The 12,016-nt window shown below is 71.4% G+C and carries 12 protein-coding genes; 3 read left to right on the forward strand and 9 right to left on the reverse strand.

The window, feature by feature from the left end; all coding sequences use genetic code 11:
* Positions 1–76 precede the first annotated feature (76 nt).
* The 8 genes from pdxT to ybaK all read right to left on the reverse strand — a co-directional run bounded on the left by pdxT (position 77) and on the right by ybaK (position 9,515).
* Complete coding sequence (gene pdxT, locus KK097_RS08130) at positions 77–688, reverse strand: pyridoxal 5'-phosphate synthase glutaminase subunit PdxT (RefSeq protein WP_214544297.1); 612 nt, start codon at positions 686–688, stop codon at positions 77–79.
* A complete protein-coding gene (gene pdxS, locus KK097_RS08135) occupies positions 678–1,598 on the reverse strand; it encodes a pyridoxal 5'-phosphate synthase lyase subunit PdxS (RefSeq protein WP_214530331.1) in 921 nt (306 codons plus the stop codon). The genes pdxT and pdxS overlap by 11 nt, the downstream gene beginning before the upstream one ends.
* A 13-nt stretch (positions 1,599–1,611) precedes the next feature.
* Complete coding sequence (locus tag KK097_RS08140; RefSeq protein ID WP_250896568.1) at positions 1,612–2,307, reverse strand: HIT family protein; 696 nt, start codon at positions 2,305–2,307, stop codon at positions 1,612–1,614.
* A 17-nt stretch (positions 2,308–2,324) separates the two neighbouring features.
* Entirely contained in the window at positions 2,325–4,346 is a 2,022-nt protein-coding gene (gene thrS, locus KK097_RS08145; protein WP_214544298.1) for a threonine--tRNA ligase, read from the reverse strand.
* Between the two features lie 124 nt (positions 4,347–4,470).
* Complete coding sequence (locus tag KK097_RS08150; protein WP_017887364.1) at positions 4,471–5,013, reverse strand: adenine phosphoribosyltransferase; 543 nt, start codon at positions 5,011–5,013, stop codon at positions 4,471–4,473.
* Between the two features lie 253 nt (positions 5,014–5,266).
* Complete coding sequence (locus KK097_RS08155) at positions 5,267–5,500, reverse strand: hypothetical protein (RefSeq protein WP_214530332.1); 234 nt, start codon at positions 5,498–5,500, stop codon at positions 5,267–5,269.
* A gap of 823 nt (positions 5,501–6,323) precedes the next feature.
* Positions 6,324–8,933: an ATP-dependent Clp protease ATP-binding subunit gene (locus KK097_RS08160; RefSeq protein ID WP_214544299.1), complete on the reverse strand. Its 2,610-nt coding sequence runs from the start codon at positions 8,931–8,933 to the stop codon at positions 6,324–6,326.
* Between the two features lie 96 nt (positions 8,934–9,029).
* Positions 9,030–9,515 (reverse strand): Cys-tRNA(Pro) deacylase, encoded by a 486-nt coding sequence (gene ybaK, locus KK097_RS08165; RefSeq protein ID WP_214544300.1) that lies wholly within the window; start codon positions 9,513–9,515, stop codon positions 9,030–9,032.
* Between the two features lie 66 nt (positions 9,516–9,581).
* Here ybaK and KK097_RS08170 point away from each other — a divergent pair, with 66 nt between their 5' ends.
* Together KK097_RS08170 and KK097_RS08175 are read left to right on the forward strand one after the other, a co-directional pair.
* Entirely contained in the window at positions 9,582–9,875 is a 294-nt protein-coding gene (locus KK097_RS08170) for a DUF6412 domain-containing protein (protein ID WP_214544301.1), read from the forward strand.
* Between the two features lie 61 nt (positions 9,876–9,936).
* Complete coding sequence (locus KK097_RS08175) at positions 9,937–10,674, forward strand: YidC/Oxa1 family membrane protein insertase (RefSeq protein ID WP_214544302.1); 738 nt, start codon at positions 9,937–9,939, stop codon at positions 10,672–10,674.
* On the opposite strand, the gene KK097_RS08180 is transcribed toward KK097_RS08175, so the two are convergent.
* Complete coding sequence (locus tag KK097_RS08180) at positions 10,671–10,886, reverse strand: hypothetical protein (protein ID WP_214530337.1); 216 nt, start codon at positions 10,884–10,886, stop codon at positions 10,671–10,673. The genes KK097_RS08175 and KK097_RS08180 overlap by 4 nt on opposite strands.
* A 93-nt stretch (positions 10,887–10,979) precedes the next feature.
* On the opposite strand from KK097_RS08180, the gene KK097_RS08185 reads away from it, so the two are divergent.
* Positions 10,980–11,903 carry a hypothetical protein gene (locus tag KK097_RS08185; RefSeq protein ID WP_214544303.1) on the forward strand — a complete coding sequence of 308 codons (924 nt, stop codon included), beginning with the start codon at positions 10,980–10,982 and terminating at the stop codon, positions 11,901–11,903.
* The last annotated feature ends 113 nt before the right edge of the window (positions 11,904–12,016 follow it).

The following is a 12,016-nucleotide window of genomic DNA, read 5'->3' on the forward strand; positions in this document are numbered from 1 at the left end:
CCCCGTGGGCCGAACACCGGCCTGGAGGCGCGGCGCGGCTTCCGTCCCGCCGGTGCGGCGGGTGGGCGGTCACGCCTCAGGCGTTGCGCACCAGGTCGAGGAACCGGCGGTGGAAGCGGTCCTCCCCCGCGACCTCGGGGTGGAACGCGCTGGCGATGACGTTGCCCTGCTGCACCGCCACGACCTGGCCGTCGGGCAGGGCGCCGAGGACGTGGACGTCGTCGCCTCGCTGCTCCACGACGGGGGCGCGGATGAACACCGCGTGCACCGGGGCCTCGCCGAGGTCGGGCATCGGGATGTCGATCTCGAACGAGTCGTTCTGCGCGCCGAACGCGTTGCGGCGCACGGTGGTGTCGAGCACGTCGAGGGTCTGCTGGCCGCTGATGCCGTCGGTGATGCGCGACGACAGCATGATCATCCCGGCGCACGTGCCGTAGGTGGGCAGGCCACCGCGGATCGCGTCGGCGAGGGGCTCGGCGACGCCGAACGCGCGGGACAGCTTGTCCATCACGCTCGACTCTCCGCCCGGGATCACGACACCGTCGACGGTCTCGATCTCCTCCGGGCGACGGAGCGGCACCACGTCCGCGCCGAGCTCGGTCAGCGAGGCGATGTGCTCGCGGAAGTCTCCCTGCAGCGCCAGGACCCCGATGCGGGGCCGGGCGCCGATCGTCGGACTACCAGCCACGCTCGGCGAGGCGGTGCGGTGCGGGGACGTCGGCGACGTTGATGCCGACCATCGCCTCGCCCAGACCACGCGAGACCTCGGCGATGACCTTGGGGTCGTCGTGGAAGGTCGTCGCCTTGACGATCGCGGCGGCGCGCTTGGCCGGGTCGCCGGACTTGAAGATGCCGGAACCGACGAAGACACCGTCGGCGCCGAGCTGCATCATCATCGCGGCGTCGGCCGGGGTGGCCACTCCACCGGCGGTGAAGAGGACGACCGGGAGCTTGCCGGTGCGGGCGACTTCCTGCACGACGTCGATCGGGGCCTGGAGCTCCTTGGCGGCGACGTAGAGCTCGTCGTCGCGCAGGTTCCGGAGTGCCGCGATCTCCTGGCTGATGGTGCGGATGTGCTTGGTGGCCTCGGACACGTCACCCGTACCGGCTTCACCCTTGGAACGGATCATCGCCGCGCCCTCGGTGATGCGACGGAGCGCCTCGCCCAGGTTCGTGGCACCGCAGACGAATGGGGTGGTGAACTTCCACTTGTCGATGTGGTTGACGTAGTCGGCGGGCGACAGCACTTCGGACTCGTCGATGTAGTCGACGCCGAGCTCCTGCAGCACCTGCGCCTCGACGAAGTGGCCGATGCGGGCCTTCGCCATGACGGGGATCGACACCGCGGCGATGATCTCCTCGATCATCGAGGGGTCGGACATGCGGGCGACGCCGCCCTGGGCACGGATGTCGGCGGGGACGCGCTCGAGGGCCATGACGGCGGTCGCGCCGGCTTCTTCCGCGATGCGGGCCTGCTCGGCGTCGACGACGTCCATGATCACGCCGCCCTTGAGCATCTCGGCGAGGCCGCGCTTGACGCGGTCGGAGCCGGTGATCGAGGTGCCAGGGGTGCCGGAGGTGCTGGTGCTGTCGCTCATGATGCCGACCAGTCTAGTCCGCCTGGGGCCACCCGTCGGCGACGAGTCGACGCGTCTCGCCGAGCAGCTGCGACATCGACTTCGTCCGCGCGATGATCGGGAAGAAGTTCGCGTCGGACTGCCACCGCGGCACGATGTGCTGGTGCAGGTGCGCTGCCACCCCGGCGCCGGCGACCTCGCCCTGGTTCATGCCGATGTTGAACCCGTCGCAGTGCGAGACCTCGCGGAGCACCCGCATCGCCGTCTGGGTCAGCTCACCGATCTCACGCAGTTCGTCCGCTGTGGCCTCGTCGTAGAGCGGGACGTGCCGGTACGGGCAGACGAGCAGGTGCCCGTTGTTGTACGGGAACAGGTTGAGCAGCACGTAGGCGTGCTCACCCCGGGCCACGATCAGACCGTCCTCGTCGGACATCCCGGGTGCCGCGCAGAACGGGCAGTCGTCGTCGTGCCCGCGACCCCGGCCTTCGCGGCCGGCGTCGATGTAGGCCATCCGGTGCGGGTTCCAGAGTCGCTGGAACGCGTCCGGGACGGCTGCGCCCGTGGCCGCGTCGCGGATCACCAGCGGGTCGGTGTCCGCGCCTTCGGAGCCCGCGGCGGCGGTGGGACCGGCCACGTCGTCGACGTCACCGGTCCCCGGGGCCTGCTCCGGGCCTCTCCCCACCGGCACGGCCGTCCCGCCGCTGGCGCGTCGGCCCGGAACCGGCGGCATGGGCCCAGACTGTGCCATCAGACCTGCGCGCGCTCGCGGATCGCGGTGAGGATGCGGTCCACGGCCTCGTCGACGGGCACCGCATTGTCCTGGCGGCCGTCGCGGAAGCGGAAGCTGACCGCACCGGCGTCGCGGTCGTCGCCACCGGCGATGAGCTGGAACGGCACCTTCGCCTTGGTGTGCGTGCGGATCTTCTTCTGCATGCGGTCGTCGGAGTGGTCGACCTCGGCGCGGACGCCGTGGGTGCGGAGCTTCGCGATGACCTCGTCGAGGTAGTCGCCGTACTCGGCCGCGACCGGGATGCCGACGACCTGCACCGGCGACAGCCACGCCGGGAAGGCACCCGCGTAGTGCTCGGTGAGGACACCGAAGAAGCGCTCGATCGAGCCGAACAGCGCGCGGTGGATCATCACCGGACGCTGGCGCGAGCCGTCGGCCGCGGTGTAGTCGATGCCGAAGCGCTCGGGCAGGTTGAAGTCGAGCTGCACGGTCGACATCTGCCAGGTGCGGCCGATCGCGTCGCGGGCCTGCACCGAGATCTTCGGGCCGTAGAACGCCGCACCGGCCGGGTCCGGCACCAGCTCGAGACCCGATTCCTCGGCGACCTGGCGCAGGGTCTCCGTCGCGACGTCCCAGATCTCGTCGTCGCCGACGTACTTCTCCGGGTCCTTCGTCGACAGCTCGAGGTAGAAGTCGTCGAGGCCGTAGTCGCGCAGGAGCGAGAGCACGAACGCGAGGGTCGTGGTCAGCTCCTCCTTCATCTTCTCCTGGGTGGTGAAGATGTGCGCGTCGTCCTGGGTCAGGCCGCGCACGCGGGTCAGGCCGTGGATGACTCCGGACTTCTCGTTGCGGTACACGGTGCCGAACTCGAACATCCGGAGCGGCAGGTCGCGGTAGGAGCGGGGCTGCGATCGGTACGCCAGGATGTGCATCGGGCAGTTCATCGGCTTGAGGTAGTAGTCGGCACCCTGCCGCGTGACGTTGCCGTCCTCGTCCTTCGCCTCGTCCATGTGCATGGCCGGGAACATGCCGTCCTTGTACCAGCCGAGGTGCCCGGAGGTCTCGAACAGGTCGCCCTTGGTGATGTGGGGCGTGTAGACGAACGAGTAGCCGTTCTCCTCGTGCCGACGGCGGGAGTAGTCCTCCATCTCACGGCGGATGATGCCGCCCTTCGGGTGGAAGATCGCCAGACCGGAACCGATCTCGTCGGGGAACGAGAACAGGTCGAGTTCGGCGCCGAGCTTGCGGTGGTCGCGCTTGGCGGCTTCCTCGAGGCGCACCAGGTACGCCTTGAGCTGGTCCTTGTCGGCCCAGGCGGTGCCGTAGATGCGCTGCAGCTGCGGGTTCTTCTCGGAGCCGCGCCAGTACGCAGCGGCGACGCGCATGAGCTTCGCGGCGTTGCCGATCCAGCGGGTGTGCGGGACGTGCGGGCCCCGGCAGAGGTCCTGCCAGAGCACCTCGCCCGACTTCGGGTCGACGTTCTCGTAGACGGTCAGTTCGCCGGCGCCGACCTCGACGCTCTCGCCGGAGTCGCCGTCGGTCGCGGCACCCTTCAGGCCGATGAGCTCCTGCTTGTAGGGCTCCCCCGCCATCAGCTCGCGTGCCTGCTCGTCGGTGACGACCACGCGACGGAAGCGCTGGGCCTGCTTGACGATGCGGTCCATGCCCTTCTCGATCGCCTTGAGGTCTTCGGGGGTGAAGGGCTCGGCGACGTCGAAGTCGTAGTAGAAGCCGTCGGTGACGGGCGGCCCGATGCCGAGCTTGGCGTCCGGGTTGATCTGCTGCACGGCCTGCGCCAGCACGTGGGCGGCCGAGTGGCGGAGGATGTCGAGCCCGTCCTGCTCCTGCAGGGTGACGGCCTCGGCGGTCTCGCCGGCCTGCACGTCCGCCGCGAGGTCCTTCAGGACACCGTCGACACGGATCGCGACGACGCCGCGCTCACCGTCGAAGAGCTCGGTGCCGGTCGTGGTCGTCGTCGCGGTCCGGGGCTCGGGTGCCTGGGGAAGCTCGGCGGGCGCGGGTGCGACTGACTCGGTCACGATGATGGGACTCCTCGATCGAAATGGTGCGTCAAGACTAGTGCGAGACGTGCTCGCGCGCGGACGCCGGGAAGGCGCCTGTGGAGAGAACGGATGCGCGGCGCGACAGCGCGGTTGCCCGCGCTCAGGCCGGGACGGCGCCGAGCGTCGCGACGGGCAGCCGCGGCTCGAGACGCTCGCGCCCGTTCAGACCGTCGAGCTCGAGCAGGGCGGCGAAGCCGATGGCCTGGTACCCGGCACGTTCGAGCAGCGTGATGGTCGCAGCGCCGGTCCCCCCGGTGGCCAGGACGTCGTCGACGACGAGGACACGGGTCCCGGCGGGCAGCTGGCCCGGGCGGAGCTCGAGCTCGGCCTCGCCGTACTCGAGCGCGTACTGCTCGCTGAGCACCTCGCCGGGGAGCTTGCCGGCCTTGCGGACGGTGAGCACGCCGACCTGGTGCTGCGCGGCGATGCCCCCGGCCAGCGCGAAGCCCCGGGCTTCGATGCCGGCGACGGCGTCGAACCCGGCCCCGACCGCGAACGGCGCGGCGAGTGCTTCGCACACGCGGCCGAACGCGACGGCGTCGGAGAACACCGGCGTCACGTCACGGAACAGCACCCCCGGCTTCGGGAAGTCCGGCACGAGGGCGGTGAGGCGTTCGACGAGTGCAGCTGCGGTTTCGGTCACCCGCCAACGGTACGGGAGGCCCGGGGTGCGTCCGACACGTCGGCGCACGGTGCGAGGGTGGTCGCCTCGTGCGGGGTCGGCCGTTCGCTGCACGGTGCGGGTTACGTCGGCCGGTCTGCCGAAGGTGGCTCGGTGCGAGGTTGTTTCCTCGCACCGAGCCGTTCAGGGCGCACGGGCTTCTGAACGACGCACCGTGCGTGCGCCGCCGACGCGCAGTGCCGACGCGCAGTGCCGGAGCGCCGGAGCGTGCGGATCAGCGCCACATCCGCATGGCGGCCCCCTGGGTGATCCAGTCGAGCTCGCGCTGTTGGCGCTCCCGCTCGAGGCGGGCCAGGGTGGCGAGGTCGATCTCGGGCCGCTCCTTGCGGGTGCGTCGGCTCCAGATGATGAGCGACATCCCGACACGGAGTGCGATGCGGTCGGCGAGGGAGACCCGGCGGCGCACCGCGCGGGTATCGGGTGGACGGGTGGTGGTCTTCGTGGACACGGTGTTCCCCTTCAGGGCATGGCGGAACTGCCCGGGTGTCGGGCAGGGCGAATCCGCCCGGGTTGCGGGCAGCAGGAATTGAATGCGTGAGAATGCACTCCGGGACGGTCCGGAAATGTTCGGACAACGATCGCGGAATGCTCGTCGACACCGAGAACGTCGCACTGTCCACCGACATTCTTCCGGCGTCGTCCGCGCAGATCGGACGGCACGCATCAACGAGCCGTCGAGTCGTTCAGCAGACGAACGAACCGGTGCTGCGCGAGCCTGGTCGGCTCAGCGCACGGTGCCCGGAGGCACAGGTGTCAGGAGAGTGGGACGCCCCGGGTCAGCGGACGCGGAACGGGGTACCGACGAGTCCACGGATTCCACGGAACGGAGTGGTTGCGGAGATGATCATGGTCGGCCCCCTTTCGGTCTCGAGCTGGCGGAGTCGTCCGGGCCGATTGTTCGACCGTTCGCGACGAGTGAACACTATCGGCACCGCAATTCGGAGCGCAACCCCTTTCTCGCAAAAGGTTCGGAATTGCATTCCCGAACAGGGTGATCACGGTGCGACGTTCGTGGTCTCGCGTCGACGTGCCGGCTGCGTGCCGAGTTCCCGTCGTGCACCGGCGTCGGGCTTCCCGGCCGCACCGTGCGCCGTTGGCGAACCGGTGGCAGCTTGCGCGCTCGGTGCGGGGCGGCAGGCGTGCACGGTGCGGGCAACCTCGCACCGTGTGACGGAACACGCACCGGGTGACGGAACACGCACCGTGCGCCGCGCACGGCGAAGGCCCGGTACCGAATCGGTACCGGGCCTTCGTGTGTGCGTGCGACCGGACTAGACCGCCGCGTGCTCCGCGACGGTCGCCGTCAGGGAGTCACCCTCGACGTCGATCCGCACGGTGTCCCCCGCGCCGACGCCGCCCTCGACCACCAGGGTCGCGATGCGGTCGTCGACCTCGCGCTGGATGAGCCGGCGCAGCGGGCGTGCGCCGTACTCCGGCTCGTACCCGTGCTCGGCGAGCCAGTCGACCGCCGCGTCGGACACCGACAGGAGCATGTCCTGCGCGACGAGCCGGAGCGCCGTGTCCTGCAGCAGCAGCGAGACGATCGCGTGCAGCTGCGCGGGCTCGAGCTTGCGGAACAGCACGATCTCGTCGATGCGGTTGATGAACTCAGGCCGCATCGCCTCGCGCAGCTTGCCCATCACGCGGGCCCGCAGGTCGTCCTCGGCGTACCCACCGGCGGCACCGACGGGCGCGAACCCGAGCGCTCCCGAGCGGGAGGCCAGGAACTCCGAGCCGATGTTCGACGTCATGATGACGACCGTGTTCCGGAAGTCGACCGTGCGTCCCTGCCCATCGGTGAGCCGGCCGTCGTCGAGCACCTGCAGCAGCAGGTTGAAGACGTCCGGGTGGGCCTTCTCGACCTCGTCGAGCAGGATCACCGAGTACGGGTTGCGACGGACACGCTCGGTGAGCTGGCCGGCCTCGTCGTAGCCGACGTACCCGGGAGGGGCACCGACCAGGCGGGACACGGTGTGGCGTTCGCCGAACTCGCTCATGTCGAAGCGGAGCATGGCGGACTCGTCACCGAACAGCGACGACGCCAGGGCCTTCGCGAGTTCGGTCTTGCCGACGCCCGTCGGGCCGAGGAACAGGAAGCTGCCCACCGGACGACGCGGGTCGCCCATGCCGGTCCGGCTGCGCCGAACCGCCTTGGCGATCGCCCGAACCGCGTCGTCCTGGCCGACGACGCGGTCGTGCAGCTCGGACTCGAGCGCGGCGAGCCGCGTCTTGTCGGCCGAGCCGAGGCGCGTCACCGGGATCCCGGTGGCGCGTGACACCACCGCGGCGATGTCGGCTTCCGTGATCGACGTGTCCGCGGATTCCGGACGGGAGGCGCGGGTCTCGTCCGCCGACGAGGCGGCGGTGATCCGGGCCTCCAGCCCGACGATCTCGTCGCGCAGGTCGGACGCTTCCTCGTAGTGCTCCTCGGCGACCGCTCGGTCCTTGCGGGCCGTCAGGTCGGTGACCTGGGCACGCAGTGCCTCGACGTCGACGTCGCCCGAGAGGGCGAGACGACGGCGTGCACCGGCCTGGTCGATGAGGTCGATGGCCTTGTCCGGCAGGTGCCGGTCGGTCACGTAGCGGTGCGAGAGTTCGACGGCGGCGCGGAGTGCCTCGGGCGTGTAGTCGACGCCGTGGTGCTCGGCGTAGCGCGGGGCAAGGCCGGTCAGGATCGCGACGGCGTCCTCGACGTTGGGCTCCCCCACCGTGACGGGCTGGAAACGGCGCTCGAGCGCGGCGTCCTTCTCGATCCGGCGGTACTCGTTGAGCGTCGTCGCGCCGACCAGGTGCAGGTCGCCGCGGGCCAGTCGGGGCTTGAGGATGTTGCCGGCGTCCATCGAGCCGCCCTCGCCGCCGCCACCGGCGCCGACGACGGTGTGGAGCTCGTCGACGAAGACGATGAGCTCGTCGGCGTGCGCCGCGATCTCGTCCATCGCCTTGGTGAGGCGCTCCTCGAAGTCGCCGCGGTAGCGGGTGCCGGAGAGCATGCCGGGCAGGTCGAGCGCGACGACCCGCTTGCCCTGCAACTGGGCGGGGACGTCACCGTCGACGATGCGCTGGGCGAGGCCCTCGACGATCGCGGTCTTGCCGACGCCGGGCTCACCGATCAGCACCGGGTTGTTCTTGGTGCGGCGGAGCAGGATCTCGACGGTCTGCTCGATCTCGTCGGCGCGGCCGATCACCGGGTCGACGTGCCCGTCACGGGCGCGCTCGGTCAGGTCGGTGCCGAACTGGTCGAGCGTCGGCGTGTCGCTGTCGGAACCGGACTCGGCCGTTCCGGTCGTCGCACCGGTTCCTGGCATGGGGCGTCCCTCTCGTGCTGCTGCCGCGGCCTGCTGGGCGTAGTCCTGCATGACCTGCGGGGTGATGCCGGCGCTGGCGAGCAGCTGGCCGGTCACGGTCTCCTGGTCCATCACGAGCGCGAAGAAGACGTGCTCGGGGTCGGTGTAGGTGCTGCCGAAGCCCCGCGCGGCCTCCGTCGCCTCGACGAGGATGCGCTGAGCGGTGCCGGTCAGTGCCGGGCGGCCGGTCTGCTCGGTCTGCGGCTCGTGCGCCATCGGCAGGCGCTGCTCGATCTCCTCGGCGAGGCGCTCGGGGTCGACCCCCGCGGATCGCACGACGGCGTCGAACGGTTCGGTGCGGACGAGCACGTGCAGGATGTGCAGTGCGTCGATCTCGCGCTGCCCCTGCGCGACCGCGTACTCGGCGGTGTGCTGGAGCAGCTCGTGGGTCCGGCGGCTGAGCAGCCGGGTGATGTCGACCGGTCGACCGAACGCGCGGACGCGCTGCTGGTCACCGGTGCGCTGTGCCGCGAGCAGGCGGGCGAGGAACTCGTCGAACGAGTCGTTGCTGCCGGTCGGGCCGAACGTCTCTGGCAAAGGGACCTCCTGGGGAACTTGAGTGCCTTCGACTCAATGCAACGCAGGAGGGCCCGGGTCATTCCCGGGTGCCGAAAAAACTTGCGGCGACTCGACTCAGGTCCGCGCGATCGGCGCCGCGACCGCCTCGGTGATCCGGGCCAGGTCCGTCGGCGCCACCTCGACGTCGAAGCCGCGACGCCCGCCGGACACGAAGATGCTCGCGTACGACAGTGCCGACTCGTCGAGCACGGTGCGGATCCGCGTCTTCTGACCGACCGGGCTGATGCCGCCGACGACGTAGCCGGTCCGCTTCTCGGCGAGGGTCGGGTCCGCCAGGGTCGCCTTCTTGCCCCCGACCGCGGCGGCGATGGCCTTGAGGTCGAGCCGGTTCGCCACCGGCACGATGGCCACGGCGAGGGCACCGTCCACGGACACGACGAGGGTCTTGAAGACCTGCTCCTCGCGCAGCCCGAGGGCGGCGGCGGCCTCTTCTCCGAAGTTGGTGGCGCTCTCGTGGTGCTCGTACACGTGCGGCGTGTACGCAACCCCGGCCGCCTCGAGCGCGACGGTCGCTGGGGTGCTCGGCGAACCTGCGGTCATGCGGCGATCCTCCCCCGTCGCACCTTCCGGTCCTCGACGGCACGCGGGCGTTACGCTGAACGGACCATGACCGCCGTCCTGCTCGTGCTCCGCGCCACCGCCGCGCTGGTGCTCGGCGACCCCGGCGCCGGCGTGCTGCCCCTGCTGGCCATGGCGGCGGTCGGGCTGACCGCGGTCGCCGTGACCGTCGTCGTCGCCCGGCTGCTCGTCGCCGTGCTGGCGGCCGTCCTCGGGGTCGGATCGGCATCGGTGTCGGAGCGGTCGGCGGTGCCCGACCTGGTCACCCGGATCGGGTGGAGCCACCCCGACGCCGACGGACACGTCCGCTCACGGGCACCGGGGGTCGCGACCTCGGCCTGACCACCGTCCGGTGGCCGGGCCGCTCGCGCACCCCGCTGACCCACCACCGATCGGAACCGTCATGGACCTGTCCACCCTGCCCCTCGTCGGCCCGCTGCTGCACGGCGGCGCGGACCTCGTCGCCGCCCTCACCGCGGCGCTCTCCCCCGTCGCCGGCTCGTTCGCCGCGGCGATCGCCGTCGTGTTCCTCACCCTGGCTGTCCGCCTGGTGCTCGTCCCGCTGTCCGTGCTGCAGGTGCGGGCCGAGCGCGACCGTCGGCGCCTCGCACCACAGCTCGCGGCGCTGCGGAAGCGGTACGGCCGCGACACCCAGCGCCTGCAGCGGGCGATGCAGCAGCTCTACACCGACGAGAAGGTCTCGCCGCTGGCCGGCTGCCTGCCCGTCCTGGCGCAGGCACCCGTCGTGTCGCTCGTCTACGCCCTGTTCACGCAGGCCTCGATCGGCGGCGCCGCGAACGCGCTGCTCGAGGCGACGCTCGTCGGCGTGCCGCTCGGCCACTCGCTGTTCGTCACGCTCACGTCACCGCTGTGGGTCCACGCCTGGGTGGTGCTGCTCCTGCTGGCGGTGCTCGCCGTCGTCGTCGAGCTCAGCCGCCGGTCGAACGCACGCTGGAACCCGGTGCCGCCCCCGGGGCCGGACGTTCCCGGGGCCGCAGCGACCGCAGCCGTCGGTCGGTACGTGCCGTTCGTCACGGTCGTGTTCGCGGCGATCGCGCCGCTCGCCGCCGCACTGTACGTCGTGACGAGTGCGGCCTGGACGTACGGCGAACGCGCCGTGCTGCGCCGCGTGGTCCGCTAGCCGCCCTGGCCCTCCTGCTGCGGGCCCTGGTCGACCGGGTCGTACTCGGTACCGCGACCCTGCTCTTCGTCGGCGGTCGGCACGTGGCGTTCGGTCCCGGCGCCGCCGGGGCTCGTCGCGACGTAGTCGGCCTCGCCGGACTGGGTGTCGTGGCTCAGCGGCTCGAGGGTGTCGGCGTCGGGGTCGTGCTGCGGCATGGGGTCGGTGCTCATGCACCACGCCTACTCCCCCGTTCTGGGTGCGCGCGCACGGGTGCGCCGGTGCACGATGGACGGGTCCACGCGACCGGCAGAGCGGGAGTGCGCATGGCCCACGACGACGTGGCAGCGGAACGGGCGCGGCTCGAGGCCGTCGCCTGGGGAGCAGGATCGAGCCCGGCGGACGCGGCGCGCGCCCGGATCGCGCTGCAGGACCTGGAACGCGGGCGGCGGTCGCGCGTGCGTGCGGTCGCGACGGCGCGGGATCCACTGCCGGGAGGCCCGGGTCCGGTCCGCACGTCCGTCCCGTCCGCGACGCGATCGGGTCCACGGCCGGTGTCGGTGTCGGTGCCCGTGTCCTCGCCGGCTGACGCGGCGGTCGTGTCCTTGCCCGCCAGCGCGGCGGCGGTGCCTGCCGGAGCCGACGTGCCGGAGGGGACCGACGGCGGTGGGGGCGACCACGTGGACGACGCGCGCGGCGACGGCGGGGATGCGCCGGGCCTCCAGGCCGTGCCGACCGGACGGTCCCGGTGGCGACAGTGGCTGTGGACGGAGCGGCCACGCGCCTGGATCGCCGGCGGTGCCGCCGCAGCGGTGGGTGTGGCGTTCGCGGCCGGGACGCTCGTCGGCACCGCGCAGCCCGACGTCGCCGCAGCGCCGAGTGTCACGCCGACGGCGGGGACCGTGACGCTCGAGCAGCTGCTCGACGTCCCGCAGACGTACGCCGACCAGCTGCCGGGGCCGGTCGCGGCACCGGTGAGCCTGCACACGACGCGATTGGTCTTCACGAACCGGGCACTCGACGGTGGGACCGCCGAGACGCCGTGGAACGTCTGGGCCGGCGTCGGGACGGACCGGTCGACGATCTGCCTGGTGGCGACGGCGGACCGGATCGAGTCGTCGACGGCGTGCTTCCCGCGGCAGGACGCCCTGCACGGATCGGTGTCGATGTCGGCGCAGTCCAGGAGCGGCACGCTCACGATCGAGCTGCGCGGCGGCGGGGTACAGGGCCGGGTGACGAACGAGTACTGAGTGGCGGTCCAGCACCTGAGTGTTTCGTTGGAGCGCTCCGATGATTTCGCTCGATGCCCTCGCGGTCGGCGTTCCATCGTGCAACACTGGAGGAGCGCACTCGTCGTGGAGTC

Source organism: Curtobacterium flaccumfaciens, assembly GCF_018598405.1.
Taxonomy (GTDB): Bacteria; Actinomycetota; Actinomycetes; order Actinomycetales; family Microbacteriaceae; genus Curtobacterium; species Curtobacterium aurantiacum.

What these genes read in the sequence shown, in the direction of transcription:
- pdxS (WP_214530331.1), bottom strand. Translation starts at nt 1,598, where the DNA reads ATGAGCGACAGCACCAGCACCTCCGGCACCCCTGGCACCTCGATCACC.
- KK097_RS08140 (WP_250896568.1), bottom strand. Translation starts at nt 2,307, where the DNA reads ATGCCGCCGGTTCCGGGCCGACGCGCCAGCGGCGGGACGGCCGTGCCG.
- ybaK (WP_214544300.1), bottom strand. Translation starts at nt 9,515, where the DNA reads ATGACCGCAGGTTCGCCGAGCACCCCAGCGACCGTCGCGCTCGAGGCG.
- KK097_RS08170 (WP_214544301.1), top strand. Translation starts at nt 9,582, where the DNA reads ATGACCGCCGTCCTGCTCGTGCTCCGCGCCACCGCCGCGCTGGTGCTC.
- KK097_RS08175 (WP_214544302.1), top strand. Translation starts at nt 9,937, where the DNA reads ATGGACCTGTCCACCCTGCCCCTCGTCGGCCCGCTGCTGCACGGCGGC.
- KK097_RS08180 (WP_214530337.1), bottom strand. Translation starts at nt 10,886, where the DNA reads ATGAGCACCGACCCCATGCCGCAGCACGACCCCGACGCCGACACCCTC.
- KK097_RS08185 (WP_214544303.1), top strand. Translation starts at nt 10,980, where the DNA reads ATGGCCCACGACGACGTGGCAGCGGAACGGGCGCGGCTCGAGGCCGTC.